Source organism: Streptomyces sp. NPDC028910 (genome assembly GCF_055564955.1).
Map to the genome: position 1 here is coordinate 189,179 of NZ_JBVHVF010000005.1, position 26,861 is coordinate 216,039.

The 26,861-nt window shown below is 70.3% G+C and carries 26 protein-coding genes; 22 read left to right on the forward strand and 4 right to left on the reverse strand.

All coding sequences use genetic code 11. The annotated features are described in order from the left end of the window. Nucleotides 1-354: 354 nt before the first annotated feature. The 18 genes from ACZ4TV_RS09820 (at nucleotide 355) to ACZ4TV_RS09905 (ending at nucleotide 16,896) form a co-directional block, all read left to right on the forward strand. Nucleotides 355-1,455 (forward strand): LCP family protein, encoded by a 1,101-nt coding sequence (locus ACZ4TV_RS09820; protein WP_468132584.1) that lies wholly within the window; start codon nucleotides 355-357, stop codon nucleotides 1,453-1,455. Nucleotides 1,456-1,682: 227 nt separating this feature from the next. Continuing rightward, the gene (rpmE, locus tag ACZ4TV_RS09825; protein WP_030708126.1) at nucleotides 1,683-1,901 is read left to right on the forward strand and encodes a 50S ribosomal protein L31; all 219 of its coding nucleotides are present in this window, start codon (nucleotides 1,683-1,685) and stop codon (nucleotides 1,899-1,901) included. Between the two features lie 117 nt (nucleotides 1,902-2,018). After that, nucleotides 2,019-3,098 carry a peptide chain release factor 1 gene (gene prfA, locus ACZ4TV_RS09830; RefSeq protein WP_468132586.1) on the forward strand — a complete coding sequence of 360 codons (1,080 nt, stop codon included), beginning with the start codon at nucleotides 2,019-2,021 and terminating at the stop codon, nucleotides 3,096-3,098. A 63-nt stretch (nucleotides 3,099-3,161) separates the two neighbouring features. After that, entirely contained in the window at nucleotides 3,162-4,007 is an 846-nt protein-coding gene (prmC, locus tag ACZ4TV_RS09835) for a peptide chain release factor N(5)-glutamine methyltransferase (RefSeq protein ID WP_243631438.1), read from the forward strand. Nucleotides 4,008-4,056: 49 nt separating this feature from the next. Further along, nucleotides 4,057-4,704 carry an L-threonylcarbamoyladenylate synthase gene (locus ACZ4TV_RS09840; RefSeq protein ID WP_468132588.1) on the forward strand — a complete coding sequence of 216 codons (648 nt, stop codon included), beginning with the start codon at nucleotides 4,057-4,059 and terminating at the stop codon, nucleotides 4,702-4,704. After that, nucleotides 4,701-5,333, forward strand: coding sequence for an arsenate reductase/protein-tyrosine-phosphatase family protein (locus ACZ4TV_RS09845; RefSeq protein ID WP_468132590.1), 633 nt, complete (start codon nucleotides 4,701-4,703; stop codon nucleotides 5,331-5,333). Before ACZ4TV_RS09840 ends, ACZ4TV_RS09845 begins: the two co-directional genes overlap by 4 nt. Before the next feature lie 196 nt (nucleotides 5,334-5,529). After that, a complete protein-coding gene (locus ACZ4TV_RS09850) occupies nucleotides 5,530-6,759 on the forward strand; it encodes a serine hydroxymethyltransferase (RefSeq protein ID WP_468132592.1) in 1,230 nt (409 codons plus the stop codon). Nucleotides 6,760-6,875: 116 nt separating this feature from the next. Next, on the forward strand, nucleotides 6,876-8,210 hold the full coding sequence (locus tag ACZ4TV_RS09855) for an MraY family glycosyltransferase (RefSeq protein WP_468132594.1): 1,335 nt from the start codon (nucleotides 6,876-6,878) through the stop codon (nucleotides 8,208-8,210). Between the two features lie 274 nt (nucleotides 8,211-8,484). Beyond that, nucleotides 8,485-8,922: a hypothetical protein gene (locus ACZ4TV_RS09860; protein WP_468132596.1), complete on the forward strand. Its 438-nt coding sequence runs from the start codon at nucleotides 8,485-8,487 to the stop codon at nucleotides 8,920-8,922. Between the two features lie 241 nt (nucleotides 8,923-9,163). Continuing rightward, complete coding sequence (gene atpB, locus ACZ4TV_RS09865) at nucleotides 9,164-9,973, forward strand: F0F1 ATP synthase subunit A (protein WP_468132854.1); 810 nt, start codon at nucleotides 9,164-9,166, stop codon at nucleotides 9,971-9,973. Between the two features lie 77 nt (nucleotides 9,974-10,050). Next, entirely contained in the window at nucleotides 10,051-10,275 is a 225-nt protein-coding gene (gene atpE / locus ACZ4TV_RS09870; RefSeq protein ID WP_030545783.1) for an ATP synthase F0 subunit C, read from the forward strand. Nucleotides 10,276-10,317: 42 nt separating this feature from the next. Further along, nucleotides 10,318-10,860 (forward strand): F0F1 ATP synthase subunit B, encoded by a 543-nt coding sequence (locus ACZ4TV_RS09875; protein WP_362584332.1) that lies wholly within the window; start codon nucleotides 10,318-10,320, stop codon nucleotides 10,858-10,860. Continuing rightward, entirely contained in the window at nucleotides 10,857-11,672 is an 816-nt protein-coding gene (locus ACZ4TV_RS09880; RefSeq protein WP_468132598.1) for a F0F1 ATP synthase subunit delta, read from the forward strand. Before ACZ4TV_RS09875 ends, ACZ4TV_RS09880 begins: the two co-directional genes overlap by 4 nt. A 130-nt stretch (nucleotides 11,673-11,802) precedes the next feature. Beyond that, nucleotides 11,803-13,398 carry a F0F1 ATP synthase subunit alpha gene (atpA, locus tag ACZ4TV_RS09885; RefSeq protein ID WP_393740304.1) on the forward strand — a complete coding sequence of 532 codons (1,596 nt, stop codon included), beginning with the start codon at nucleotides 11,803-11,805 and terminating at the stop codon, nucleotides 13,396-13,398. A 20-nt stretch (nucleotides 13,399-13,418) separates the two neighbouring features. Further along, on the forward strand, nucleotides 13,419-14,336 hold the full coding sequence (locus ACZ4TV_RS09890; RefSeq protein WP_468132600.1) for a F0F1 ATP synthase subunit gamma: 918 nt from the start codon (nucleotides 13,419-13,421) through the stop codon (nucleotides 14,334-14,336). Continuing rightward, nucleotides 14,336-15,778: a F0F1 ATP synthase subunit beta gene (gene atpD / locus ACZ4TV_RS09895; protein WP_468132602.1), complete on the forward strand. Its 1,443-nt coding sequence runs from the start codon at nucleotides 14,336-14,338 to the stop codon at nucleotides 15,776-15,778. Before ACZ4TV_RS09890 ends, atpD begins: the two co-directional genes overlap by 1 nt. Nucleotides 15,779-15,919: 141 nt before the next feature. After that, nucleotides 15,920-16,294, forward strand: coding sequence for a F0F1 ATP synthase subunit epsilon (locus tag ACZ4TV_RS09900; protein ID WP_468132604.1), 375 nt, complete (start codon nucleotides 15,920-15,922; stop codon nucleotides 16,292-16,294). 155 nt (nucleotides 16,295-16,449) lie between these two features. Next, nucleotides 16,450-16,896, forward strand: a complete 447-nt coding sequence (locus tag ACZ4TV_RS09905; RefSeq protein ID WP_468132606.1) for a DUF2550 domain-containing protein — start codon at nucleotides 16,450-16,452, stop codon at nucleotides 16,894-16,896. Nucleotides 16,897-16,992: 96 nt separating this feature from the next. On the opposite strand, the gene ACZ4TV_RS09910 is transcribed toward ACZ4TV_RS09905, so the two are convergent. From ACZ4TV_RS09910 to ACZ4TV_RS09920, 3 genes are all read right to left on the reverse strand, one after another. Next, the gene (locus tag ACZ4TV_RS09910; protein WP_468132607.1) at nucleotides 16,993-18,891 is read right to left on the reverse strand and encodes a glycosyl hydrolase family 18 protein; all 1,899 of its coding nucleotides are present in this window, start codon (nucleotides 18,889-18,891) and stop codon (nucleotides 16,993-16,995) included. A 173-nt stretch (nucleotides 18,892-19,064) separates the two neighbouring features. Then, nucleotides 19,065-19,709, reverse strand: a complete 645-nt coding sequence (locus tag ACZ4TV_RS09915; protein WP_468132609.1) for a response regulator — start codon at nucleotides 19,707-19,709, stop codon at nucleotides 19,065-19,067. Beyond that, on the reverse strand, nucleotides 19,706-20,890 hold the full coding sequence (locus tag ACZ4TV_RS09920) for a sensor histidine kinase (protein WP_468132611.1): 1,185 nt from the start codon (nucleotides 20,888-20,890) through the stop codon (nucleotides 19,706-19,708). Before ACZ4TV_RS09920 ends, ACZ4TV_RS09915 begins: the two co-directional genes overlap by 4 nt. Before the next feature lie 163 nt (nucleotides 20,891-21,053). Here ACZ4TV_RS09920 and ACZ4TV_RS09925 point away from each other — a divergent pair, with 163 nt between their 5' ends. Then, on the forward strand, nucleotides 21,054-21,617 hold the full coding sequence (locus tag ACZ4TV_RS09925; RefSeq protein WP_468132613.1) for a hypothetical protein: 564 nt from the start codon (nucleotides 21,054-21,056) through the stop codon (nucleotides 21,615-21,617). Between the two features lie 57 nt (nucleotides 21,618-21,674). Here ACZ4TV_RS09925 and ACZ4TV_RS09930 read toward each other — a convergent pair whose 3' ends face one another. Continuing rightward, nucleotides 21,675-22,247 (reverse strand): cob(I)yrinic acid a,c-diamide adenosyltransferase, encoded by a 573-nt coding sequence (locus ACZ4TV_RS09930; protein WP_468132615.1) that lies wholly within the window; start codon nucleotides 22,245-22,247, stop codon nucleotides 21,675-21,677. A 292-nt stretch (nucleotides 22,248-22,539) separates the two neighbouring features. Between ACZ4TV_RS09930 and ACZ4TV_RS09935 the strand changes: the two genes are divergently transcribed. The 3 genes from ACZ4TV_RS09935 (at nucleotide 22,540) to ACZ4TV_RS09945 (ending at nucleotide 26,832) form a co-directional block, all read left to right on the forward strand. After that, entirely contained in the window at nucleotides 22,540-23,388 is an 849-nt protein-coding gene (locus ACZ4TV_RS09935; protein WP_468132617.1) for a 3-hydroxyacyl-CoA dehydrogenase family protein, read from the forward strand. A 190-nt stretch (nucleotides 23,389-23,578) separates the two neighbouring features. Then, the gene (locus ACZ4TV_RS09940) at nucleotides 23,579-23,902 is read left to right on the forward strand and encodes an STAS domain-containing protein (protein ID WP_030153791.1); all 324 of its coding nucleotides are present in this window, start codon (nucleotides 23,579-23,581) and stop codon (nucleotides 23,900-23,902) included. Between the two features lie 191 nt (nucleotides 23,903-24,093). After that, nucleotides 24,094-26,832, forward strand: a complete 2,739-nt coding sequence (locus ACZ4TV_RS09945; RefSeq protein WP_468132619.1) for a P-loop NTPase family protein — start codon at nucleotides 24,094-24,096, stop codon at nucleotides 26,830-26,832. The last annotated feature ends 29 nt before the right edge of the window (nucleotides 26,833-26,861 follow it).

Below are 26,861 nucleotides of genomic sequence, written 5' to 3' on the forward strand. Positions count from 1 at the left end.
CCGCACCCGCGGCGGGGGCTGCTGTGCGTCCCGGCCCCCTACGCGGCCCCAGGGCGCTCCACGGGGGCCTTACGGGGCTCGGGGGCTACGGGACCACGCGCTCCCGGTGCGAGCTGCACCACATTCCCGCCCCGCGCGAACCCGGGCACGCCACCCGGTGCTCCACGGCAAAACCGCAGGTGAGGGCGGGATTACGGACAGTTCTCCCGGTCGGCGCCCGCGCGGCGGCGGAGCGGTGCCTTCCGACGGGCCCGGAACCCTGCGGCACACCGGGCCGTCTGTGTCAGGGGGACCCGCGGGGTGGACGGCGGGCACCGGAACGGACCCGGGGACCGACTCAGGACTGAGGAGAGCATGACCGAGGACAGCATGGGCCACGGCCGGCGCGCCGCAGGCCGGCGCCGGCGCAAACCGGCGAAGCGCCGCAAGGCCCTCATCATCGCCGCCTGGAGCGCCGCGGGAGTGGTCCTGCTGGGCGGGGCGGGCCTCGGCTACTTCTACGTCAAGTTCAACGGCAACCTGAAGACCGTCGACATCGACCAGGCCCTCGGCAAGGACCGGCCGCAGAACGTCGACAACGGCTCCATGGACATCCTCGTCCTCGGCTCCGACTCCCGTGGCGGCGCCAACGGCGAGTACGGCCAGGACGACGGCGGCTCCGCCCGCTCCGACACCGCGATGATCATCCACCTGTACGAGGGCCACGAGAAGGCCAGCGTCGTGTCGATACCGCGCGACACCATGATGGCCCGCCCGTCCTGCACGACGGCCCGCGGGAAGACGGATCCCGGCGGCTCGCGCAGGCAGTTCAACGAGGCGTTCACCGTCGGCGGGGCCGCCTGCGCGGTCAAGACCGTCGAGAAGATGTCGGGGATCCGCATGGACCACTACATCGAGGTCGACTTCACCGGCTTCAAAAAGATCATCGACAATCTCGGCGGCGTCGACGTGACCACCACCAAGCCGATCAAGGACGGGGCCAGCCACCTGGAGCTCGCGGCCGGCCCGAACCACCTCGACGGCGAACAGGCCCTCGGCCTCGTACGCACCCGCAAGAGCGTCGGCGACGGCAGCGACCTGGGCCGAATACAGCTCCAGCAGGCCTTCATCAAGGCGCTGATCAAGCAGGTCAAGGGCATCGGGATCTTCGACAACCCGAAGAAGCTGCTCGACCTCGCCGACTCCGCGACCAAGGCGATCACCACCGACAAGGCGCTCGGTGATGTGAAGTCCCTCATGGGCTTCGCCCAGGGCCTCCAGGGCATCGACGCCCAGGACATGCAGATGATCACGCTGCCGGTGACCACGGACGCCCGGGACGGCAACCGCGTCGCCCCGCTGGCCAAGGAGTCCAAGATGGTCTGGGACGCCCTGCTGGCCGACCAGCCGATCCCGGCCGAGGCCACCGTGAAGTCCTCCGGCGACAAGAGCACGGCCGGGGCGATCGTCCAGTAGAGCCCCTGCGCGGACGTGGTGGAGCCTGCGTGCGGACGAGGTGGAGCCCCCGTGCGGACGCGCCGCGCACCCGTGCGGAATAGAAGGCGACCCCTTCCCGTTGAGGGAGGCGTCCTCAGAATTTTGACAGGCAGCCCGGTCCTGGCAGACTGGTCTGTCGGCCCCGGTTCACGCAGTGCGCAATTCCGCTCCTGCGACCCGGCGCCCTCCCGAATCTAGGAGACACCTTGAAGCGCGATGTTCACCCCGAGTACGTCGAGACCCAGGTCAGCTGCACCTGTGGCGCGTCGTTCACCACTCGTAGCACCCTGACCGAGGGCTCCATCCGAGCCGAGGTCTGCTCCGAGTGCCACCCGTTCTACACGGGCAAGCAGAAGATCCTCGACACCGGTGGCCGCGTGGCCCGCTTCGAGGCGCGCTTCGGCAAGGGTGCGGCCAAGAAGTAGCGCGACCCAGGCGCCGGTCAGCGGCCGCCCCCTGTCCACTCGGGGGCGGCCGGACCGGCGCCTTTGTCGTCGTTCCGCCACGTCACCCCGTTCGTACTTTCACTACAGGAGCCCCCGATGTTCGAGGCGGTCGAGGAACTGGTCGGCGAACACGCCGATCTTGAGAAGAAGCTCGCCGACCCTTCGGTCCACTCGGATCAGGCCAACGCGCGCAAGCTGAACAAGCGCTACGCGGAGCTGACCCCGATCGTGGCGACCTTCCGTGCCTGGAAGCAGTCGGCCGAGGACATCGAGACGGCCAAGGAGTTCGCGGCCGTCGACCCTGACTTCCTCGCCGAGGTCAAGGAGCTGACCCAGCAGCGCGAGGAGCTCACCGAGAAGCTCCGCCTGCTGCTGGTCCCGCGTGACCCCAGCGACGACAAGGACGTGCTCCTGGAGGTCAAGGCGGGCGCGGGCGGCGACGAGTCGGCGCTGTTCGCCGGTGACCTGCTGCGCATGTACCTGCGCTACGCCGAGCGCGTGGGCTGGAAGACCGAGATCATCGACGCCACCGAGTCCGAGCTCGGCGGCTACAAGGACGTCCAGGTCTCCGTCCGCACCAAGGGCGGCAACGGCGCCACCGAGCCCGGCCAGGGCGTGTGGGCCCGCCTGAAGTACGAGGGCGGCGTGCACCGCGTCCAGCGGGTTCCGGCCACCGAGTCCCAGGGCCGCATCCACACCTCCGCCGCCGGCGTGCTCGTCACCCCGGAGGCCGAGGAGGTCGAGGTCGAGATCAACATGAACGATCTCCGCATCGACGTGTACCGCTCGTCCGGCCCCGGCGGCCAGTCCGTCAACACCACGGACTCGGCCGTGCGCATCACGCACCTGCCGACCGGTGTGGTCGCCTCCTGCCAGAACGAGAAGAGCCAGCTCCAGAACAAGGAGCAGGCCATGCGCATCCTGCGTTCGCGACTGCTGGCCGCGGCCCAGGAGGCCGCCGAGCAGGAGGCCTCCGACGTGCGCCGCAGCCAGGTGCGCTCCGTGGACCGCTCCGAGAAGATCCGTACGTACAACTACCCGGAAAACCGGATCTCGGACCACCGGACCGGTTTCAAGGCGTACAACTTGGACCAGGTGCTCGACGGCGACCTCGACGCGGTCATCCAGGCGTGCGTGGACACGGACTCCGCGGCCAAGCTCGCGGCCGCGCACTGACACCGGTCCCCGACCCCTGACCCTGCTCCACCCCCCCGTACGACAGCAGCCCGGAGGACCAGCGTGAACTTGCTGCTTGCCGAGGTGGCCCAGGCCACCCAGCGGCTGGCCGCCGCCGGCGTGCCCTCACCGCGCTTCGACGCGGAGGAGCTCGCGGCCTTCGTGCACGGCGTCAAGCGGGGGGAACTGCACCACGTCAAGGACGCGGACTTCGACGCCCGCTACTGGGAGGCCGTCGCCCGCCGCGAGGCGCGCGAGCCGCTCCAGCACATCACCGGCCGCGCCTTCTTCCGCTACCTGGAACTCCAGGTCGGGCCCGGGGTCTTCGTGCCCCGGCCCGAGACCGAGTCGGTCGTGGACTGGGCCATACACGCGGTCCGGGCGATGGACGTCGTGGAGCCGCTGATCGTGGACCTGTGCTCCGGCTCCGGCGCCATCGCGCTGGCCATGGCCCAGGAGGTGCCGCGCTCGCGCGTGCACGCGGTGGAGCTGTCCGAGGACGCCCTGCGGTGGACCCGGAAGAACGCCGAGGGCTCCCGGGTCACCGTCCACCAGGGCGACGCCCTGAGCGCCCTGCCGGAGCTCGACGGCCAGGTCGACCTGGTCATCTCCAACCCGCCGTACATCCCGCTCACGGAGTGGGAGTACGTCGCGCCCGAGGCCCGGGACCACGACCCGGAGATGGCGCTCTTCTCTGGCGAGGACGGCCTCGACACCATCCGCGGCATCGAGCGCACCGCCCACCGGCTGCTGCGGCCCGGCGGCATCGTCGTCATCGAGCATGCCGACACCCAGGGCGGCCAGGTCCCGTGGATCTTCGCCGAGGAGCGGGGCTGGGCCGACGCGGCCGACCACCCGGACCTCAACAACCGCCCGCGCTTCGCCACGGCCCGCAAGGCACTGCCGTGACCGGCGCGACGATTCCAGCCACCACCCTGCTGCACGAGGAGGCCCGCTGATGGCCCGGCGATACGACTGCAACGACGCGACGGACCGTAAGACGGGTCTGCGTGAAGCCGCATCCGCCGTGCGCCGCGGCGAGCTCGTCGTGCTGCCCACGGACACCCTGTACGGGATCGGCGCGGACGCCTTCAGCCCGGAGGCCGTCCACGACCTGCTCGCCGCCAAGGGCCGCGGCCGCGGCATGCCCACGCCGGTGCTCATCGGTTCCCCGAACACCCTGCACGGCCTCGTCACGGACTTCTCCGAGCAGGCGTGGGAGCTCGTCGACGCCTTCTGGCCGGGCGCGCTGACGCTCGTCGCCAAGCACCAGCCCTCGCTCGCGTGGGACCTGGGGGACACCCACGGCACCGTGGCGGTCCGCATGCCCCTGCACCCCGTCGCGATCGAGCTGCTGACCGAGGTCGGCCCGATGGCGGTGTCCTCGGCCAACCTCTCCGGGCAGCCGGCGCCCGAGGACTGCGACGCGGCGCGCGAGATGCTCGGGGACTCCGTGTCCGTGTACCTGGACGGCGGCCCGACCCCCGGCATCCAGCCGTCGTCGATCGTCGACGTCACCGGGAAGGTTCCCGTCCTGCTGCGCGAGGGGGCGCTCAGCGCCGACCAGCTGCGGGAGGTCGTACCCGACCTCGAGGTCGCCCCGTGAGCCCTGGGGGGCGTGGCATAGCCGAGGGAAGTGCTTTCCGCATCCTCCACGTCAGCACCGGCAACGTGTGCCGCTCGCCCATCACCGAGCGGCTGACGCGGCACGCCCTCTCGCACCGCCTCGGCGGCCTCGTCACGGGGGACCTCATCGTGGAGAGCGCCGGCACCTGGGGACACGAGGGCGCCCCGATGGAGGCCAACGCGGCCGCCGTGCTGGCCGACTTCGGGGCCGACGCGTCCGGGTTCACCGGGCGGGAGCTGCTGGACGAGCACGTCATACGCGCCGACCTGGTGCTGACCGCCACGCGCGACCACCGGGCGCAGGTCATCTCGATGGGCCACTCGGCGGGGCTGCGCACCTTCACGCTGAAGGAGTTCACCCGGCTGGTGCGGGCCATAGATCCGGCCACGCTGCCGCCGCTGGACGACGGCATGGCGGAGCGGGCGCGGGCGCTGGTGCGGGCTGCCGCGGCGCTGCGCGGGTGGCTGCTGGCGCCGTCGCCCGACGCGGACGAGGTGTACGACCCGTACGGGGCGCCGATCACTTTCTTCCGCTCGATCGGCGACGAGATCAACCAGGCGCTGGACCCCGTCGTGACGGCCCTGACGGGCGTGACCGCTTCCCGCTGAGCGTTCTCCGTTTCCCGGGGCCCCGCCCCGGACCCCGCGCCTCAAACGCCGGCGGGGCTGGATTTGTGCGGCGGGGCCGGATTTGTGCCGGCGGCCCTGGATTTGTGCCGGCGAGGCTGGGAGAAGGCCGAAACAGGGCGGGATGTGCCGCCTCGGCCTACAGTGGCTGGTACCCGGTACCCCCTGGAGTCGCGCCATGAGCGTCATCACCCAGCCCACGGACCTGCTGCGCGGGCAGGACCCGCAGATGGCCGACGTACTCGACGGGGAGCGTCAGCGGCAGGCCGGTACGTTGCAGCTGATCGCCGCGGAGAACTTCACCTCGACCGCCGTGCTCACCGCGCTCGGGTCCGCGCTCGCCAACAAGTACGCCGAGGGGTACCCCGGCGCCCGGCACCACGGCGGGTGCGAGTACGCCGACCTGGCCGAGCGGATCGCCGTGGAGCGGGCCAAGGCGCTGTTCGGGGCCGAGCACGCCAATGTGCAGCCGCACTCCGGCTCCTCCGCCGTGCTCGCCGCGTACGCCGCGCTGCTGCGGCCCGGGGATACCGTGCTGGCGATGGGTCTCCCGTACGGGGGGCACCTCACCCACGGGTCGCCCGCCAACTTCTCCGGGCGGTGGTTCGACTTCGTCGGGTACGGGGTCGACGCCGAGACGGGTCTCATCGACTACCAGCACGTGCAGGACCTCGCCCACGCGCACCGGCCCAAGGCCATCGTGTGCGGCTCCATCTGCTACCCCCGCCACCCCGAGTACTCGGCCTTCCGGGAGATCGCCGACGAGGTCGGGGCCTACCTGATCGCCGACGCCGCCCACCCCATCGGGCTGGTGGCCGGCGGGGCCGCGCCCAGTCCCGTGCCTTACGCCGACATCGTCTGCGCGACCACGCACAAGGTGCTGCGCGGGCCGCGCGGCGGGATGATCCTGTGCGGCGCCGAGTTCGCCGAGCGCATCGACCGGGCGGTGTTCCCGTTCACCCAGGGCGGGGCCCAGATGCACACCATCGCCGCCAAGGCCGTGGCCTTCGGCGAGGCGGCCCGGCCGGCCTTCACGACCTACGCCCACCGGGTCGTGGCCAATGCCCGGGTGCTGGCGGGCGCGCTCGAGGACCAGGGGTTCGCCGTCATCACCGGCGGCACCGACACGCACCTGATCACCGCCGATCCGGCGCCGCTGGGCCTGGACGGCCCGACCGCCCGCGGCCGGCTGGCCGCCGGCGGGATCGTGCTCGACACCTGCGCCCTCCCGTACGGGGACCAGCGGGGCATCCGGCTGGGAACGGCCGCCGTGACCACCCAGGGGATGGGCGAGGCGGAGATGCTCCGGATCGCGGCGCTGTTCGCCGCCGCGCTGCACGGGGACGCCGCGAGAACACGTACGGAGGTCAATGAGCTCACGCTGGGATTTCCCCCTTACGGGGAGTAAGCAGGACAAGAGGGGTGTACCGCAACCGGGATACCGCCCCCTCGCGTCCTCGATGGAGGGGACATCGCAGCTAATGTGTGGGGCTGAGATGGCCGGCGATACATCTGGGGCAGCCCGTGCGTGAATATCTGCTGACGCTTTGCGTCACGGTCGCGGTGACCTACCTGCTGACCGGGCCCGTGCGGAAGTTCGCGATCGCGGCCGGGGCCATGCCGGAGATCCGCGCCCGTGACGTCCACCGCGAGCCCACACCACGGCTGGGCGGCATCGCCATGTTCGGTGGGCTGTGCGCGGGCCTGCTGGTCGCCGACCACCTTCAGAACCTCAACGGCGTCTTCGAGCTGTCGAACGAGCCACGGGCGCTGCTCTCCGGCGCCGCCCTGATCTGGCTGATCGGCGTGCTCGACGACAAGTTCGAGATCGACGCCCTGATCAAGCTCGGCGCGCAGATGATCTCCGCCGGCGTGATGGTCATGCAGGGCCTGACGATCCTGTGGATCCCGGTCCCCTTCATCGGCACGGTCGCGCTGACCCAGTGGCAGGGCAACCTGCTCACCGTGGCCCTCGTGGTGATCACGATCAACGCGGTGAACTTCGTCGACGGCCTCGACGGCCTCGCCGCCGGGATGGTCTGCATCGCCGCCGCCGCGTTCTTCCTCTACTCGTACCGGATCTGGTTCGGCTACGGCATCGAGGCGGCCGCGCCCGCCACCCTCTTCGCCGCGATCCTGATGGGCATGTGCCTCGGCTTCCTGCCGCACAACATGCATCCCGCCCGGATCTTCATGGGTGACTCCGGCTCGATGCTCATCGGCCTGGTCCTCGCCGCCGCCGCCATCTCCATCACCGGCCAGGTGGACCCCGACGCCCTGGCCCTGTACGCCCAGGGCGAGCGCAACGCAACGCACGCGATGCTCCCCGTCTTCATCCCGCTGATCCTGCCCCTGACGATCATCGCCATCCCGATGGCGGACCTGGTCCTGGCCATCGTCCGGCGTACGTGGAAGGGCCAGTCGCCCTTCGCGGCCGACCGCGGGCACCTCCACCACCGGCTGCTGGAACTCGGTCATTCGCACAGCCGCGCGGTACTGATCATGTACTTCTGGTCGGGGCTGATCGCCTTCGGCACGGTGGCGTACTCGGTGCATTCCGCCACGATGTGGATCGTGCTGGCCATCGCGGTACTGAGCGCGGTGGGCCTGATCCTGCTGCTCCTGCCGCGCTTCACGCCACGCGCCCCGCGGTGGGCGGAGGCCCTCGTTCCGCCGCGCTACCGACACGCTGCACGCGCGGCCGAGGCCGCCGCCGAGGCGGCCGCGCAGGATGCCTCGGGCACCGAGCCGGAGCCCGTCAGGCCGATCGTCGCGGGCGTCTCGGGCGTCAACGGAGCGACGGCCGTGGGCCCCCGTTCGCGCTTCCCGGACCGGCGTAAGGCTGAATCGACCCGCTGACCGCCGGTGAGCATGTCCGACATCGGCGCCCTTTACCAGACAGAGCGGTCTCCTGGCGTGCACACCCGCGCAGGGTCACTCTCATGTGTGACAGTTGGCACACTCGGCAGGTAAAGCTCTCATCAAATAGTTTGTGATACCGTTCACTAAACCCGGCGACAGAGCCGAAGGACCGTAGTGCGACGGTCCCTTGGCCCGAGGTTCCCTCTCGGACCGGGCTTACGCTCGTCCCGTACGAGTCCCGTGCCCCCACCACCACGCGGAGCAAACCGCCATGCGGTCAGATGACGTCCGATTCCTCCTGCAAGCCGCCGTACCCACCGCTGCCGCCGGCGCTCTCGCCGCCGTGATCAGCGCTCTGGTCGTCGGCGGCAAGGGTGCGGTCGGCGCCGTCGTAGCGACGCTGCTGGTGATTCTCTTCATGGGTATCGGATTCGTCGTTCTGCAGCGCACGGCGAAATCACTCCCGCATCTCTTCCAGGCCATGGGGCTCATGCTCTACGCGGCCCAGATCCTGCTGCTCTTCGTCTTTCTCGCCGCGTTCAAGAACACCACCCTGTTCCACCCCAAGGCGTTCGCGATCACGCTTGTGGCCACCACCCTCGTGTGGATCGGCGCGCAGACCCGTGCTCACATGAAGGCCAAGATCCTTTACGTCGAACCGGACTCGATGAAGGGCGACAAGCCCGAAAATCCGGGACCGAAGTCGTGAAGGGTAGGGCCGGGATAAGTGGGCGTTCGAGATCCTGCTATCGTCCGGTGCCAACTGCGGCACTGCGGGCGCGGGCATCTGAGCTGACGCCTGTTCCATCGCGAGGCTCGATGCCTGATCGCCGCCCCACCATCCGTTACACCAGTCCAGTGCCGAACCGCGGCTGCTCGCCGCGCCGACACAACGAGGTTGCCGTACCTATGCGCCACGCTGAAGGAGCCCTGCGGTGAGTGCTGCTGACATGACGCTCGCCTTCGATATCAACTGTCATTTCGAAGACACTCCCAGCTGCGGCTTCCCGGGCCCGACCCTGTACTCGTTCCTGTTCGAGCCGATCTTCGGTGACGCGGACAGCAACCTGTACTTCAACAAGACGATGCTGCTCGCCCTGCTGGGCTCGGTCATCATCGTCGGCTTCTTCTGGGCAGCGTTCCGGAAGCCGAAGGTCGTCCCGGGCAAGCTTCAGATGATCGCCGAGGCCGGCTACGACTTCGTACGCCGCGGCATCGTCTACGAGACGCTCGGTAAGAAGGAAGGCGAGAAGTACGTCCCCTTCATGGTCGCGACGTTCTTCTTCGTCTGGATCATGAACCTGTGGTCGATCGTGCCGCTCGCCCAGTTCCCGGTGACGGCGGTCATCGCGTACCCGGCCGGCCTCGCCGCGATCATCTACGTCATGTGGATGTCGGTGACCTTCAAGCGCCACGGTTTCGTCGGCGGCTTCAAGAACCTCACGGGTTACGACAAGTCCCTCGGCCCGATCCTGCCGATGGTCATGGTGATCGAGTTCTTCTCGAACGTCATCGTCCGCCCGTTCACCCACGCGGTCCGACTGTTCGCGAACATGTTCGCCGGTCACACCCTGCTGCTGCTGTTCACCATCGCCAGCTGGTACCTGCTGAACGGGATCGGCATCGCCTACGCCGGTGTCTCGTTCGTCATGGTCATCGTGATGACCGCGTTCGAGCTCTTCATCCAGGCTGTCCAGGCTTACGTCTTCGTGCTCCTGGCCTGCAGCTTCCTGCAGGGCGCGCTCGCCGAGCACCACTGAGCGAGCTCGCTCCGCAAACCCCCGAATCGTCCGGTGGCCAACCCCCACCGGTCCATGAAAGAGAAGGAAGAACTGGCATGTCCCAGACCCTTGCTGCCGTCGAAGGTTCCCTCAGCTCCGTCGGTTACGGTCTCGCGGCGATCGGCCCGGGCGTCGGCGTCGGCATCATCTTCGGTAACGGCACGCAGGCTCTCGCCCGTCAGCCTGAGGCTGCCGGTCTGATCCGCGCCAACCAGATCCTCGGCTTCGCCTTCTGTGAGGCGCTCGCCCTCATCGGTCTGGTCATGCCGTTCGTCTACTAAGACGAACCCAACGACTAGTCCGAATCGACGAAAGGCACTGATGTGAACCTCCTGGTTCTCGCGGCCGAGGAGCCGGGTAACCCCCTCGTCCCGCCGATCCCCGAGCTCGTCATCGGTCTGATCGCCTTCGTCATCGTCTTCGGTTTCCTCGCGAAGAAGCTCCTCCCGAACATCAACAAGGTTCTGGAAGAGCGCCACGCGGCGATCGAAGGCGGTATCGAAAAGGCAGAAGCCGCTCAGACCGAGGCCCAGAGCGTCCTGGAGCAGTACAAGGCCCAGCTCGCCGAAGCCCGGCACGAGGCCGCGCGCCTGCGCCAGGAAGCGCTGGAGCAGGGCACTGCGCTCAAGGAAGAACTGCGCGCAGAGGGCCAGCGGCAGCGTGAGGAGATCATCGCTGCCGGCCACGCCCAGATCGCGGCCGACCGTAAGGCTGCGTCTCAGGCGCTGCGCCAGGACGTGGGCAAGCTCGCCACCGACCTGGCCGGAAAGCTCGTCGGCGAGTCCCTTGAGGACCACGCCCGGCAGAGCCGCACGATCGACCGCTTCCTCAGCGAGCTTGAGGAGAAGGCCGAGGCGGCCCGATGAACGGAGCGAGCCGCGAGGCGCTGGCCTCCGCGCGTGAGCGTCTCGACGCGCTGATGGACAACACGTCCGTCGACGCGGCGAAGCTCGCCGGTGAGCTGGCTGCCGTCACCGCGCTGCTCGACCGTGAGGTCTCGCTGCGTCGGGTCCTCACCGACCCGGCGCAGGCCGGCGAGGCCAAGGCCGAGCTGGCCGGTCGGCTGCTCGGCGGCCAGGTCAGCGGGGAAACCCTCGACCTGGTGTCCGGCATGGTCCGGTCCCGCTGGTCGCAGTCCCGCGACCTGGTGGACTCGCTGGAGGAGCTGGCGGCCACCGCCGACCTCACGGCGGCCCAGCAGGGCAACGCGCTCGACGACGTCGAGGACGAGATCTTCCGCTTCGGCCGGATCGTCTCCTCGAGCACCGAGCTGCGTGCCGCGCTGACCGAGCGTGCGGCCACCGTCTCCGCCAAGAGCGAGCTGCTGCGCAGCCTGCTCGGCGGCAAGGTGAACGCCGTCACTCAGCGCCTGGTGATCCGTCTTGTCACGCAGCCGCGTGGACGTAGCCTGGAAGCGGGCCTCGAGTCCCTTTCCACGCTCGCCGCCGAGCGCCGCAACCGCATGGTCGCCACCGTGACCAGCGCGGTTCCGCTCAGCGACGAGCAGCGGGCGCGTCTCGGCGCGGTGCTGGCCAAGCTGTACGGCCGCCAGATGCACCTGAACCTGGACGTGGACCCCGAGGTCCTCGGCGGGATCTCGGTGCGCGTCGGCGGCGAGGTCATCGACGGCACCATCGCGGACCGCCTCGCCGAGGCGTCCCGCCGCATGGCCGGCTGACCAGCCACCAATTAGAACAACGCATTCCTAGCGGCCCGGTTGGGCCGTGCAGAACTTGCAGAAGATTCCTGGGGGTCGCCCCCAGACCCCTAAGAAGCTTCAGGCCCAACAAGGAGAGCAGGGAACCCAGATGGCGGAGCTCACGATCCGGCCGGAGGAGATCCGGGACGCACTGGAGAACTTTGTCCAGTCGTACCAGCCGGACGCGGCCTCGCGCGAGGAGGTCGGAACGGTCAGCGTTGCCGGCGACGGCATCGCGAAGGTGGAGGGCCTGCCCTCCGCCATGGCGAACGAGCTGCTGAAGTTCGAGGACGGCACCCTCGGTCTCGCCCTCAACCTCGAGGAGCGCGAGATCGGTGCGATCGTCCTCGGCGAATTCAGCGGTATCGAGGAGGGCCAGCCGGTGCAGCGCACCGGTGAGGTTCTCTCCGTAGGTGTCGGCGAGGGCTACCTCGGCCGTGTTGTCGACCCCCTCGGCAACCCGATCGACGGCCTCGGCGAGATCGCGACCGAGGGCCGCCGCGCCCTCGAGCTGCAGGCCCCGGGCGTCATGGTCCGTAAGTCGGTGCACGAGCCCATGCAGACCGGCTACAAGGCCGTCGACGCGATGGTGCCGATCGGCCGTGGCCAGCGTCAGCTGATCATTGGTGACCGTCAGACCGGCAAGACCGCTCTGGCCGTCGACACGATCATCAACCAGCGCGACAACTGGCGCTCGGGTGACGTGAACAAGCAGGTGCGCTGCATCTACGTCGCCATCGGCCAGAAGGGCTCGACCATCGCGTCCGTTCGCGGCGCCCTGGAAGAGGCCGGCGCGCTCGAGTACACGACGATCGTCGCCGCTCCGGCGTCCGACCCGGCCGGCTTCAAGTACCTGGCGCCGTACACCGGTTCCGCCATCGGCCAGCACTGGATGTACGCCGGCAAGCACGTCCTGATCATCTTCGACGACCTGTCGAAGCAGGCCGACGCCTACCGCGCCGTGTCGCTGCTGCTGCGCCGCCCGCCGGGCCGCGAGGCCTACCCGGGTGACGTCTTCTACCTGCACTCCCGTCTGCTGGAGCGCTGCGCGAAGCTCTCCGACGAGATGGGTGCCGGTTCGATGACCGGTCTGCCGATCGTCGAGACCAAGGCGAACGACGTGTCGGCGTTCATCCCGACCAACGTCATCTCCATCACCGACGGCCAGTGCTTCCTGGAGTCCGACCTGTTCAACGCGGGCCAGCGCCCGGCGCTGAACGTCGGTATCTCGGTCTCCCGCGTCGGTGGCTCCGCCCAGCACAAGGCCATGAAGCAGGTTTCCGGCCGTCTGCGCGTGGACCTCGCCCAGTACCGCGAGCTGGAGGCGTTCGCCGCCTTCGGTTCCGACCTGGACGCCGCGTCGAAGAACTCGCTGGAGCGCGGCAAGCGCATGGTCGAGCTTCTGAAGCAGGGCCAGTACCAGCCGATGCCCGTCGAGGAGCAGGTCGTCTCCGTCTGGGCCGGTACCACCGGCAAGATGGACGACGTCCCGGTCAACGACATCCGTCGCTTCGAGTCGGAGCTGCTGGAGCACCTGCGCCGCGAGCGCAAGGACCTCCTCACCTCCATCGCCGAGGGCGGCAAGATGTCGGACGACACCCTGACGTCGATCGCTGACGCCATCGCCGGCTTCAAGCGCCAGTTCGAGACCTCGGACGGCAAGCTCCTGGGCGAGGACGCGCCGGCCGTCAACGTCTCCAAGTGACGACGGAAGGGACCTGACTCATGGGAGCGCAGCTCCGGGTCTACAAGCGTCGCATCCGTGCCGTCACGGCGACCAAGAAGATCACCAAGGCGATGGAGATGATCGCCGCCTCGCGCATCGTCAAGGCGCAGCGCAAGGTGGCGGCATCGATGCCGTACGCGACCGAGCTCACCCGTGCGGTGACCGCGGTGGCTACGGGTTCGAACACGAAGCACGCCCTGACCACCGAGGTCGAGACGCCGACCCGTGCCGCGGTCCTGCTCATCACGAGCGACCGCGGTCTGGCCGGCGGCTACTCCTCGAACGCCATCAAGCAGGCGGAGCGGCTCTCCGAGCGGCTGCGCGCTGAGGGCAAGGAGGTCGACGCCTACATCGTCGGCCGCAAGGGTGTCGCGTACTACGGCTTCCGCGAGCGCAAGGTCGCGGAGTCGTGGACCGGATTCACCGACAGCCCGGCCTACGCCGACGCCAAGCGCGTCGCGGCGCCGCTGATCGAGGCCATCCAGACGGAAACGGCCGAGGGCGGCGTCGACGAGCTGCACATCGTCTACACGGAATTCGTGTCGATGATGACGCAGAACGCGGTGGACGGCCGGATGCTGCCGCTCAGCCTTGACCAGGCCGCGGAGGAGACCGGCGCGAAGGGCGAGATCCTTCCGCTGTTCGACTTCGAGCCGTCGGCGGAGGACGTCCTCGACGCCCTGCTGCCGCGCTACGTCGAGAGCCGGATCTACAACGCACTGCTGCAGTCGGCCGCTTCCGAGCACGCCGCCCGCCGCCGTGCGATGAAGTCGGCCACCGACAACGCCGGGGATCTCATCAAGAGCCTCTCCCGGCTTGCCAACGCGGCCCGCCAGGCCGAAATCACCCAGGAAATCAGCGAGATCGTCGGTGGCGCCAGCGCCATGGCTGACGCGACCGCGGGGAGTGACAAGTAATGACGACCACTGTTGAGACGGCCGCCGCCACGGGCCGCGTCGCCCGGGTCATCGGCCCGGTCGTCGACGTGGAGTTCCCCGTCGACGCGATGCCCGAGATCTACAACGCCCTCAAGGTCCAGGTCGCCGACCCGGCCGAGGACGGCAAGCTCAAGACCCTGACCCTCGAGGTCGCGCAGCACCTGGGTGACGGCCTCGTCCGTACCATCTCGATGCAGCCGACCGACGGCCTGGTCCGCCAGGCCGCGGTGACCGACACGGGCGCGGGCATCACCGTCCCCGTCGGTGACTTCACCAAGGGCAAGGTCTTCAACACCCTGGGTGAGGTGCTCAACTACCCCGAGGCGAACGCCGAGGTCACCGAGCGCTGGCCCATCCACCGCAAGGCCCCGAGCTTCGACGAGCTCGAGTCCAAGACGGAGATGTTCGAGACCGGCGTCAAGGTCATCGACCTTCTCACCCCGTACGTCAAGGGTGGAAAGATCGGTCTGTTCGGTGGTGCCGGTGTCGGCAAGACCGTTCTGATCCAGGAAATGATCTACCGCGTCGCCAACAACCACGACGGTGTGTCGGTCTTCGCGGGCGTCGGTGAGCGTACCCGTGAGGGCAACGACCTCATCGAGGAGATGGGCGACTCCGGCGTCATCGACAAGACGGCGCTCGTCTTCGGCCAGATGGACGAGCCCCCGGGCACCCGTCTGCGCGTCGCCCTGGCCGGTCTGACCATGGCGGAGTACTTCCGCGATGTGCAGAAGCAGGACGTGCTCTTCTTCATCGACAACATCTTCCGGTACACCCAGGCGGGTTCCGAGGTGTCGACCCTGCTCGGCCGTATGCCCTCCGCGGTGGGTTACCAGCCGAACCTGGCCGACGAGATGGGTCTCCTCCAGGAGCGCATCACCTCGACCCGTGGTCACTCGATCACCTCGATGCAGGCGATCTACGTCCCTGCGGACGACCTGACCGACCCGGCGCCGGCGACCACCTTCGCCCACCTCGACGCGACGACGGTTCTGTCCCGTCCGATCTCCGAGAAGGGCATCTACCCGGCCGTGGACCCGCTGGACTCGACGTCCCGCATCCTCGACCCGCGGTACATCGCGGCGGACCACTACGCGGCCGCCATGCGTGTCAAGGGGATCCTGCAGAAGTACAAGGACCTCCAGGACATCATCGCGATCCTCGGTATCGACGAGCTGGGCGAGGAGGACAAGCTCGTTGTCCACCGTGCCCGTCGCGTCGAGCGCTTCCTGTCGCAGAACACCCACGTCGCCAAGCAGTTCACCGGCGTGGACGGTTCGGACGTTCCGCTCGACGAGTCGATCACCGCGTTCAACGCGATCTGCGACGGTGACTACGACCACTTCCCCGAGCAGGCGTTCTTCATGTGCGGTGGCATCGAGGACCTGAAGGCCAACGCCAAGGAGCTGGGCGTCTCCTGATCCGGCGCGCTCCCTCACGGAGCGCATCCGGTTCATAGGTTTTACGGAGAGGGGCGGGTATGTCCCGTCCCTCTCCCCACGCCCATTAGAATTTGACCCAACACCCGGCTGACCCGCCGGGTGGTGACCCGAGGAGCCACCTTGGCTGCTGAGCTGCACGTCGAGCTGGTCGCGGCGGACCGCAATGTCTGGTCCGGCGAGGCCACCCTTGTTGTCGCCCGCACCACGTCCGGCGACATCGGCGTCATGCCCGGTCACCAGCCGCTTCTCGGTGTGCTGGAATCGGGCCCTGTGACCATCCGTACCAGCGAGGGCAACACTGTCGTCGCCGCGGTGCACGGCGGTTTCATCTCGTTCGCGGACAACAAGCTGTCCCTGCTGGCCGAGATCGCCGAGCTCGCGGACGAGATTGACGTCCAGCGTGCGGAGCGGGCACTGGAGCGCGCCAAGTCGGAAGCCGACGCGGCCTCCGAGCGACGCGCCGAAGTCCGGCTGCGCGCGGTCGCGGGGCACTGAGCGCCGTACCGCTATTGCTTGAAACCTCAGCCGCGGCCCGAGCTGGAATCTTCCAGACCGGGTCGCGGCTGAGGCGATGCAGGTCCCACCCCGGCCCCGGCCGGGAGGGGCCCCGGTTCGTTTGAGGTATTCGATGAGCGAGGAGGTCGGTGAAGATGCTCCTCGCTCTGCTTGTGAGCGGCCTGGTCGTAACCCTGGTGGTGATCGGGCTGTTTGTCTTCGGGCTGCGCCGCAGGCTCATCCAGCGGTCCGGTGGGACCTTCGACTGCAGCATGCGCTGGGATGTGGCCGAGGAGCCCGACATCTCCGGCAAGGGCTGGGTGTACGGGGTCGCGCGCTACAGCGGTGACCGGATCGAGTGGTTCCGGGTGTTCTCGTACTCCCCGCGCCCGCGCCGGCTGCTGGAGCGGTCCTCCATCGAGGTCGTCGCCCGCCGCGCTCCGGAGGGCGAGGAGGAGCTGGCCCTGCTCTCCGACGCCGTCGTGCTCGGCTGTCTCCACCGGGGGACCCGCCTGGAGCTCGCGATGAGCGAGGACGCGCTGACCGGCTTCCTGGCCTGGCTGGAGGCGGCTCCGCCAGGGCAAAGGGTAAATGTTGCCTGATTTCCTTGCCCGTTGACTGTAGGGCCTTGCCTGAGGCGTTTCAGGCATGAAGAAGCCGGGGAGACGGGGGCGGACCCGTCTCCCCGGCTTCGGTCTTTACTGGAGCCCGGTGTGGATCGCGTTCGCGAGCTCACCGTTCGTGGTGTCGCCGCTGAACTCCCAGAAGAAGGCTCCCTTGAGGCCCTGCTGCTTGGCCCAGGTCATCTTCCCGGCGATGGTGGCGGGGGTGTCGTAGCTCCACCAGTTGCTGCCGCACTTGGCGTAGGCCGTGCCGGCGATGGTGCCGGTGGCCGGGCAGCTGTTCTTGAGCACCTTGTAGTCCTCGATGCCCTGCTCGTACGTGCCTGCCGCCGGTCCGGTGGCGGTGCCGCCGGGGGTCGACTGGGTTACGCCGGTCCAGCCGCGGCCGTAGAAGCCGATGCCGAGGTTGAGCTTGGCGCCGGGGACGCCCTTGGCCTTGAGCTTGGCGATGGCTTCGGCCGAGTTGAAGCCGGCTTGCGGGATGCCCGCGTAGGAGGTGAGCGGGGAGTGCGGGGCCGTCGGGCCCTGTGCCGCCCAGGCGCCGAAGAAGTCGTACGTCATGACGTTGTAGAAGTCGACGTACTGCGCGGCGCCGCCGTAGTCGGCCGCGTCGATCTTGCCGCCGCTGGAGGCGTCGGCGGTGATGGCCGCGGTGACCAGGTTGTTCGTGCCGAACTTGGCCCGCGTGGCCTGCATCAGGTTCTTGAAGGCGGCGGCTCCGCTGGTGTCGCAGGACAGGCCGCAGGCGTTCGGGTACTCCCAGTCCAGGTCGATGCCGTCGAAGACGTCGGCCCAGCGCGGGTCCTCGACCAGGTTGTAGCAGGACTGGGCGAAGGCGGCCGGATTGGCCGCGGCCTGTGGGAATCCGCCGGACCAGGTCCAGCCGCCGAAGGACCACAGCACCTTGATGTGCGGGTAGGCCTTCTTCAGCTTGCGCAGCTGGTTGAAGTTGCCGCGCAGTGGCTGGTCCCAGGTGTCGGCGACGCCGTCGACGCTCTGGTCGGCGGTGTACGCCTTGTCGTAGTCGGCGAAGGCGTCACCGATGGTGCACTGGCCGTTCTGGACGTTGCCGAAGGCGTAGTTGATGTGGGTGATCTTGCTCGCCGTACCCGAGGTGACCAGGTTCTTCACGTGGTAGTTGCGGCCGTAGATGCCCCACTCGGTGAAGTAGCCGAGCTTGACCTTGCCGCCCGGGTCCGGCGGGATGACACCGCCGGTCGTCGTCACCGAGACGGAGCCGGAGGAGGGGCCGGTCTGGTCGATGGTGTCGCGTGCGGTGACGCTGTAGGTGTACGTCGTGCCCTTGGTCAGGCCGGAGTCCGCGTAGCTGGTCCCGGTGACGGTGGCGATCTTGGTGGAGCCCCGGTAGACGTCGTAGTTCTTGATGCCCTTGTCGTCCGTGGCCGGGGACCAGCTCAGGGTCAGCGAGGTGTCGGCGACGCTGCTCGCGGTGGGGGTGCCGGGAGCCGTGGGGGGAGTGTCGCCGGGCTGGGTGCCGTTGCACGAGGCGCCGTTGATCTTGCAGCCGCTGGGGGCGCCGGGGCCGGCGCCGTTGAAGCCGAAGCTGGCGGTGCCGCCGGGGGCGAGGGTGCCGTTCCAGCCGACGTTCTTCGCCGTCCAGTGGGTGCCCGAGCCGGTGACGGTGGCGTCCCAGGCCGAGGTGACCGAGGTGCCGGCCGGGTAGTCCCACTCCACGGTCCAGCTGGTGAGAGTGGTGGTGCCGGTGTTCTTCACCACCCACTTGCCCTCGAAGCCGGTGCCCCAGTCGGAGACCTTGGTGTACGTCGCGGTCGCGGAGGCGGCGGCCTGGGCCGGGCCGGCCAGGACGACGAGCCCGGTGACGGGCAGGGCCAGCGCGGCCACGACCGCCGCGACGCGGGTGAAGAACCGGGAACGCCTGGTGCGGGGTGGGGATGCTGTGCTCAAGGGTGATCCTCCGTAGGTCCGTCGCGGTCGTGGGGCCGACTTCGACATGGGGGTGGGACCTGCGCCGCCCGTGAGCACGCTTTTGTCATGGCACGCTCACCACAGTGTTGCGGTGAGCGTAGAAAGGTCTGGACCAACCGTCAAGAGGTCCAGACCGGTGTGGGGGTGCGCTTCCGCGCCGGGCGGGCCGGGCCCGGCGCCGGTTCCCGCCCGGACACCCCCTAGAGGCCCAACTCCTGTGCCAGGACGGCGGCTTGGACTCGGCTGCGCAGCTCCAGCTTGCCCAGGAGACGGCTGACGTGCGTCTTCACCGTCGCCTCCGCCATCTCCAGCCGGAGCGCGATCTCCGCGTTCGACATCCCTTCGCCCAGGCAGGACAGGACCTCGCGCTCGCGGCGGGTCAGGGTCTCCAAGGCCGGCGGGGCGGCGGGTCTGGCCGGTCGCGCCGGAGCCGCGAACTCGGCGATCAGCCGCCTGGTGACCGCCGGGGCGATCAGACCCTCCCCGCGCGCGACGGTCCGTACCGCCTCGATGAGCTCCGCCGCGTCCGCGTTCTTCAGCAGGAAGCCCGCCGCACCCGCCCGCAGCGCGCCGAAGACGTACTCGTCGAGGTCGAAGGTGGTCAGGACCAGAACGTCCGCCAGCCCTTCCGCGACCACCTGCCGGGTCGCCGAGACCCCGTCCAGCCTCGGCATCTGCACGTCCATGAGGACCAGATCCGGCCGCAGCTCACGGGCCAGGCGCACCGCCTCCTCCCCGTCCGCCGCCTCGCCCGCCACCTCGATGTCGCCCGCGCTGCGCAGGATGAGCACGAGCCCGGCCCGTACCGCACTCTGGTCCTCCGCCACCAGCACCCGGATGGTCATCCCTCCACCGCCTTCTCCTCGGCGGGCAGTGACGCCCGCACCTGCCACACCGCGCCGTCGCGGCCCGCCGTGAACTCCCCGCCGAGCAGGTCCGTCCGCTCCCGCATGCCGATCAGCCCGGCTCCGGAGCCGGGGGCGCGGGGTCCCGCCCGGTCTCCGTAGGGCGAGTCCACCCCCACGGTCAGCAGTCCGTCCGTGTGCGCCACGCGGACCGTGACCGTGCCCGGGACGGCGTGCTTGAGGGCGTTGGTCAGCGACTCCTGGACGATCCGGTACGCCGCCAGTTCCACCGGAGCCGGCACCCGCTTCCCGGGCGTCCGGCCGTCGTGCAGGACGAATTCCAGCCCGCTCGCCGAGCCGTTGGCACGGGCCTGGTCGAGCAGGGTCTCCAGGCCGTCCAGCGAGGGCACGGCGACCGCCTCCTGCTCGGCCCCCGCGGCGCGCAGCAGCCCGATCAGGCGGCGCATCTCGGCCAGGCCCTGCACGCTGTTCTCGCGGATCACCCCGAGCGCCTCGCGGCTGGTTTCGGCCGTGTCGATGGAGAGCGCGGCGGTGGAGTGGATGGCGATGGCCGACAGGTGGTTGGCCACCATGTCGTGCAGCTCCCGCGCCATCCGGGCACGCTCGGCGACGACGGCCTGGCTGCGGTCCATCTCGGCCAGCAGCGCGGTCTGCTCGGCGCGCAGCCGGGCCGCCTCGGCGGCCTCGCGGTGGTTGCGCACGCTGGCGCCGGTCAGGGCCGGGGCGAAGCTCACGAGGCCGGTGACCACGCCGATCAGCAGAGCTTCGGGGATGCGCAGCCAGGCGACGGAGGCGATGGTGACGGCCACGGTGATCAGGCCGGTCGTGACGGGGAGACGCCGGGCCATGGCCGGTTTCCCGTAGACGACGGCGGCGTACATCAGGTCGGTGAAGATCAGGACGGTGGCGAGGCTGCCGACCGTGAACTCGTTGGCGATCACGCCGAGGGTGCCGACGGCCAGGGTCAGCGACGGTCTGGTGCGGCGCAGCAGCTCCATCGCGCCGAGGATCACGAGGGGGACCAGGGCCGCCCAGTCGGGCAGGAGGTGCCGGTTGCCGCTGCTGTAGACCCCGAGCGACCAGAGCGCCAGGCCCGCGAGGACGCTGACCACCGCGAGGAGGACGTCGTGGCGGTGGGGGCGCAGGCTCTTCGTGGTCACGGTCCCATCCAACAGGGTGTGCGGTCCGCGCACGTCGGCGGAGCGGCCGAGGTGCGGGTACATCGAAGGATGCAGTCGTACGTCGTCAATGGCGACGACGCGCCGGGCCCGGCCGGACGGGAGTCTGAGAGGGAACCGGAAACCCGAGCGGACGGAGAGTCCCGTGATCGTCGCGCTGATCATCGCCTGTGAGATCGGCTTCTGGGTACTGCTGGCGGCCGGCCTGGCCCTGCGCTACCTCGCGAAGATGCCCAGGCTGGGGGCGGCGGTCCTGCTGTGCGAGCCGATGTTGGAGCTGGTCCTGCTGGTGGTCACCACCCTCGACCTCAAGAACGGCGCGGCTCCGGACTGGAAGCACGGGCTGGCCGCGCTCTACATCGGCTACACCGTCGCCTACGGCCACTACACGATCAAGTGGCTCGACGGCCACGCCGCGCACCGACTGGCCGGTGGGCCGAGGCCGGCCGGCGCCGGGTACGGGAAGGCGAGGGCCGTCCACGAGTGGAAGCTGTGGGCCCGCACCGTCCTCGCGGCGGCCGTCGCGCTCGGCCTGCTCCAGGCGGCGATCTGGTACGTGGGCGACGCGGGCGACGTCAGCTCGCTCAAGGCGTGGCAGTACGGCGCCCTGCGGATGGTCGGCATCCACGCCCTGATCGCCGCCACCTACACGATCTGGCCGAAAAAGGCCCCGGCCGCCGCCACCCCGGAGCCCGAGCGGATCGGATAGTCCTCGGGGTCGAGGTGGGACACCGCCGCGAGGTCTACCGCGGGCTCTGACCGCGGCTCAGCGCTCGCCGCCCGGCACCCACAGCACGTCCCCGAGCTCTTTGTTGGCCACCCGGGCCAGGATGAACAGGAGGTCGGAGAGGCGGTTCAGGTACGTCGCGGTCAGCGGGTTCATCACCTCGCCGTGCACCTCCAGCGCCGCCCACGTCGAACGCTCGGCGCGCCGGACCACCGTGCAGGCCTGGTGGAGCAGGGCAGCGCCGGGGGTGCCGCCGGGGAGGATGAAGCTGCGCAGCTTCTCCACCTGCTCCAGGAAGCGGTCGCAGTCCGCCTCCAGCTTGTCGACGTAGAACTGCTCCACCCGAAGTGGCGGGTACTCCGGCTTTTCGACCACCGGGGTGCACAGGTCGGCGCCCACGTCGAAGAGGTCGTTCTGCACCCGGACCAGGACCTTCACGACTTCCTCCGGCAGGCCGCCGAGGGCGATCGCCGTCCCGATGGCCGCGTTGGCCTCGTTGGCGTCGGCGTACGCGGAGATCCGCAGGTCGGTCTTGGCCGTGCGGCTCATGTCGCCGAGGGCGGTCGTGCCCTTGTCGCCGGTACGGGTGTAGATGCGCGTGAGGTTCACCATGCGGCCAGGGTAGACGGGCGGCCCCGGGAAAACCGGGGCGGGAGCCGGCGCCCGCGCACCGCCCCCTCCGCCGGGCCGCCGAGGCGCTTGGCGCCGGCGTGGACCCGGCACGCCGAGTGAACTGGGCCGCCCCGCACGGGTGCTGGGCCGTACCGGTGTGATGTCCGTCATCTGAGACGTGACGCGTGTTACTTCACGGTCACACCGCACCGCCCGGGCGCTAGTCTCCGCCGGAGTGCTACGAGACTGTGCCGTCCCAAGACTGTGCCGTCATGAGAACGAGGGGTGTGTAGTGGCTGGGAAGCTCGCCGTCATCGGTGCCGGACTGATGGGTTCCGGGATCGCTCAGGTCTCCGCTCAGGCGGGTTGGGACGTCGTGCTGCGCGATGTCACCGACGCCGCTCTGACCCGTGGCACGGACGGGATCAAGGCCTCGTACGACAAGTTCGTCTCCAAGGGCAAGCTGACCGCCGAGGACGCCGAGGCGGCGCTCGCGCGCATCACGACCACCACCGATCTCGACGCGGTCGCCGACGTCGACATCGTGGTGGAGGCCGCCTTCGAGAAGATCGAGATCAAGCACGAGATCTTCCGCGCCCTCGACAAGATCGTGCGCGAGGACGCGATCCTCGCCTCCAACACCTCCGCCATCCCGATCACCAAGATCGCGGCCGTGACGGAGCGTCCGGAGCGGGTCGTCGGCGCCCACTTCTTCTCGCCCGTCCCGATGATGCAGCTCTGCGAGCTCGTGCGCGGCTACAAGACGAGCGACGAAACCCTCGCCACCGCCCGGGCCTTCGCCGAGTCCGTCGGCAAGACCTGCATCGTCGTCAACCGCGACGTCGCCGGCTTCGTGACGACCCGTCTGATCTCCGCGCTGGTCGTCGAGGCCGCGAAGCTGTACGAGTCGGGCGTGGCGTCCGCCGAGGACATCGACATCGCGTGCAAGCTGGGCTTCGGACACGCGATGGGGCCGCTGGCCACCGCCGACCTCACGGGTGTCGACATCCTGCTGCACGCCACCAGCAACATCTACACCGAGTCCCAGGACGAGAAGTTCGCCCCGCCGGAGCTGATGCGCCGGATGGTGGACGCCGGGGACATCGGCCGCAAGAGCGGGCATGGCTTCTACAAGCACTGAGGCCGGCCCACCGCGGAGCACCACCGTTCACGAAGCACCATCGTTCGAGTGCCATCACCCCTCAGGGTGAATTAGGTATCGGTTCGCTCACGGTCGGCAACTTCCCTGCCCGTGCGGCAGTCAGTTGAAGTGAGAGTTGCCGACCAGGGACCAGTCGGACCATACGTACGCAGTACCGCCGGGAGTACACATGCACATCAGGGGCGACCACGCCGAACTCGCTGTCGGGGGCCGCCTCGACGTGCGCAGCGCGGCGGACGCCCGTACGGCCCTCCACACCGCCCTCGACGACGGCCACGGCGACCTCGTGCTCGACCTCACCGGTCTGGACTCCTGGGACGCGACCGGCCTCGGCGTGATCATGGGTGCGCACCGGAGGGCCGGCCGGACCGGACGGCGGCTGGTCCTGCGCGGGGTGCCGCCGCAGATGCAGCGGCTGCTCGTGGCGACCCGGCTGCACCGGATCCTCGCGATCGAGGGCGGCCTGGAAGCCGAGTCCCTGCCCCGGGTCTGACCCGTAGGCGCCTGACCTTTGCATTTCCTGCGGAAAGTAACGGTCCGGTGGTGATCGCACCCCTGCGGTTTCCCGCACGACCGGCCACCGTCTAGGGTTCGGGCGGAAACCGGACCAGTGGCGACAGCGGGTGCGCCAAGGCCGGGCGGTACGACGGCGAGGCGCGCGGCCCGCGATCGGGGGACTGGGTCATGGACCGTACACAGGGGCGGACCGAGCAGGACGAGCAGACCGCAGGGAACTCCGTGCCGCCCGCATCCGGGCCGGCGGCGCCCACGGCGCTCGCCCCCGCACGGGTCGTCACACTGACCGCGGGGGACTTCGCCCTCACCGTCAACCCGGTCGACGGCAGCGAGATCGAACCGCTCCGACCGGGCACCGCACCCGGCCGCCCCGCCAAGCGCGACGCTGCCGCCCGAACGGCCCGGGACGCCGCCGCCCGGTCGCCCCTCCCGCCGGGCCGCGCCGCGGCCGCCGGGCCCCGGCTGGAGCGCGCGGAGGAGCGGGAGCGGCTCGTGCGACTGCTGGGCCGGGGACGGTCCGTACGACTGACCGGACCTTCAGGATCCGGTCGCACCGCGCTGCTCGACGCGGTCGCCGCCCGGTGCGCGGGCCTCGCGCCCGACGGCGTCGTACGGCTCTCCGGGTACGGGCACCAGCAGCCCGCGGAACTGCTCCAGGCGCTCTACGCGACCGTGTACGAGGCCCCGGGCGTACGGCCCGACCGGATCGACCTCCTGGCCCGCGTACGGGACATCGGCGCCATCGTCCTCCTCGACGACCTGGAGATGGGCGGGACCGCCCTCGACGAACTGCTGCGCGCCACCCCCGAATGCGCCTACCTGCTGGCCGCGACCCCCGAGACCCGGGCCCCCTCCGACGACGCGCACATAGAGGAGATCTTCCTCAGCGGGCTGGGCAAGGCCGACTGCCTGGAGCTGCTCGAAGCGGGCGTGGGACGGCCGCTGACGGACGGGGAGATCGCCTGGGCGGAGGACCTGCGGTTCGCCTCCGAGGGGCTGCCCCTGCGCTTCGTACAGGCCGCGGCGCTGCTGCGGCAGCGCGACGAGCTCAACCACGGTGTGGAGGACGACGAGGAGGAGGAGCCCGGCGTCTTCGAGGAGCGCCCGCGCGAGGCCGTGGAGGTGCCGCTGCCGACGCTGGCCGAGGGCGCGGCCCCGGCGGAGCTGCTGGCCTCGCGGGTCAGCGAGTCGGCGCGCGCGGCCCTGCGGATCGCGTGCGCGCTGGGCGGCGAGCTGCCGCACCACGCGCACCTGCCGGCGCTGGTGGGGGACACCCACGCCGACACGGCGGTGGCGGAGCTGCTGGCCTGCGGGCTGGTGACGCCCGTCGGCACGCGCTACCGGCTGGCGTCGGGGGTCGCGCGGCAGCTGGAGGAGGTCGGGTACGGGGACACCGCGGCCGAGGAGGCCCGTACGGCCGCCCGGCACTACGCCTGGTGGACCGGACACGGCTCAGTGACCGCGGAGCGGGTCGCGGCCGAGGCGGACGCGGTGCTCGCGGCGCTGGCCGGTGCGGACGTGGTGGCGGCGGTGCTGCTGGCGCGGACGGCGGCTCCGGCGTTCGCGGCCTCACTGCACTGGGAGGCCTGGGAACGGGTGCTGCGCTCGGGCGCGGAGGCCGCGCGGAAGGCGGGGGAGGTCGCCGAACAGGCGTACTTCCACCACGAGCTCGGTGTGCTGGCCCTGTGCGAGGGACGCCTGGACCGGGCGCGGGCCGAGCTGGAGACCTCGATCGGGCTGCGGGGCGCGCTGGCGGACAAGCGGGGCACGGTGGCGGGCAGGCGGGCGCTGGCGCTGGTCGTGGACCGGGAGGCGGCAGGGGTGGCGGCGTCGCCGCCGCTGCGGCTGGAGGCGCCGGCCGGCCTGGCGGCGGGTGCGGGTCCGGGCGCGGGTGCGGCTGCCGGTGCCGAGGCGGAGGCCGTGACGGTGGCGACTCCGGCTGCGCCGGCGGGCGCGGTGACGACCCCCTCAGCTCCTTCAGCCCCTACGTCCGCTTCAGCCCCGTTGTCGCCCTCAGGGCTCTCGTTCCCCTCGGCCGCGTCGGGTCTGTCCGGCCCGTCGGCCGCGTCGGGTCTGTCCGGCCCGTCGGCCGCGTCGGGCCTGTCCGGCCCCTCGGCCGCGTCGGCCCCATCGGGTCCGTCGGCCCCGTTGGCCTCTTCGGGCTCGTCGGCCCTGCCGGGCTCGTCGGCCCCGTCGACGCCGTCGAGCTCTTCGATCCCGTCGAGACCGTCGGCCTCCTCCGCCCCGTCGGCCGCATCGGCCCCGGCGTCCCGGGTGGCCCCCGTGGTCCCCTTCTCCTCCGAGGCGGTGACGCGGATGACCCCCGTGGTGCCGGTCACCGCGCGTTCGGAGCCGCCCACGACGCTGTCGGAGGTGTTCGAGGACGCCTTCCCGCTGGCCCCGAAGCCGGCCCCGGCCGCCGACCCGGAGCCGGCCGGCGAACCGGCCCCGGACCCCGGCCGCCGCCGCCTGGTGCTGCTGGCCGCGGCGGGAGCGCTGACCGTCGTGGTGCTGGGCACGGTCGTGAGCCTCGCGCTGGACTCGTCCGAGCCCTCGCCCCCGGCGCAGGGCCCGGCGGTGTCCTCGACCCCGACGGCGGCGGTTCCCTCGGTGGTGCCGAGCACCAGCGGGAACGATCCTGCACCCGAGCCGCCCGCGTCCGCCCCGCCGTCGGAATCCACGGCCCCGGGACAGAGCGTCGCCCCGGCCCCGGGCCGTACCCCCGGCCGGACCCCTTCCCGCCGCCCGTCCTCGACGCCGCCGAACCCGCAGCCCCCGTCGTCCGTTTCGCCCCCGCCGACGACGGCGGGGCCGTCCGAGTCGCCGACGGAGACCGCCGCGCCGTCGCCCACGGCCACCACGGGCACGGCCACCGCCACGTCGACGTCCCCGTCCACGGGCCCGTGAACGCCAACGGCTCCGTCCTTCCGGACGGA

Excerpts from the sequence above, each read along its gene's own strand:
- ACZ4TV_RS09940 (WP_030153791.1), top strand. The coding sequence starts at position 23,579 with ATGCACATCAGGGGCGACCACGCCGAACTCGCTGTCGGGGGCCGCCTC.
- prfA (WP_468132586.1), top strand. The coding sequence starts at position 2,019 with ATGTTCGAGGCGGTCGAGGAACTGGTCGGCGAACACGCCGATCTTGAG.
- atpE (WP_030545783.1), top strand. The coding sequence starts at position 10,051 with ATGTCCCAGACCCTTGCTGCCGTCGAAGGTTCCCTCAGCTCCGTCGGT.
- ACZ4TV_RS09910 (WP_468132607.1), bottom strand. The coding sequence starts at position 18,891 with ATGTCGAAGTCGGCCCCACGACCGCGACGGACCTACGGAGGATCACCC.
- ACZ4TV_RS09890 (WP_468132600.1), top strand. The coding sequence starts at position 13,419 with ATGGGAGCGCAGCTCCGGGTCTACAAGCGTCGCATCCGTGCCGTCACG.
- atpA (WP_393740304.1), top strand. The coding sequence starts at position 11,803 with ATGGCGGAGCTCACGATCCGGCCGGAGGAGATCCGGGACGCACTGGAG.
- atpD (WP_468132602.1), top strand. The coding sequence starts at position 14,336 with ATGACGACCACTGTTGAGACGGCCGCCGCCACGGGCCGCGTCGCCCGG.
- ACZ4TV_RS09945 (WP_468132619.1), top strand. The coding sequence starts at position 24,094 with ATGGACCGTACACAGGGGCGGACCGAGCAGGACGAGCAGACCGCAGGG.
- ACZ4TV_RS09860 (WP_468132596.1), top strand. The coding sequence starts at position 8,485 with ATGCGGTCAGATGACGTCCGATTCCTCCTGCAAGCCGCCGTACCCACC.
- ACZ4TV_RS09905 (WP_468132606.1), top strand. The coding sequence starts at position 16,450 with ATGCTCCTCGCTCTGCTTGTGAGCGGCCTGGTCGTAACCCTGGTGGTG.
- ACZ4TV_RS09820 (WP_468132584.1), top strand. The coding sequence starts at position 355 with ATGACCGAGGACAGCATGGGCCACGGCCGGCGCGCCGCAGGCCGGCGC.
- atpB (WP_468132854.1), top strand. The coding sequence starts at position 9,164 with ATGACGCTCGCCTTCGATATCAACTGTCATTTCGAAGACACTCCCAGC.
- ACZ4TV_RS09850 (WP_468132592.1), top strand. The coding sequence starts at position 5,530 with ATGAGCGTCATCACCCAGCCCACGGACCTGCTGCGCGGGCAGGACCCG.
- ACZ4TV_RS09880 (WP_468132598.1), top strand. The coding sequence starts at position 10,857 with ATGAACGGAGCGAGCCGCGAGGCGCTGGCCTCCGCGCGTGAGCGTCTC.
- ACZ4TV_RS09915 (WP_468132609.1), bottom strand. The coding sequence starts at position 19,709 with ATGACCATCCGGGTGCTGGTGGCGGAGGACCAGAGTGCGGTACGGGCC.
- ACZ4TV_RS09840 (WP_468132588.1), top strand. The coding sequence starts at position 4,057 with ATGGCCCGGCGATACGACTGCAACGACGCGACGGACCGTAAGACGGGT.
- ACZ4TV_RS09930 (WP_468132615.1), bottom strand. The coding sequence starts at position 22,247 with ATGGTGAACCTCACGCGCATCTACACCCGTACCGGCGACAAGGGCACG.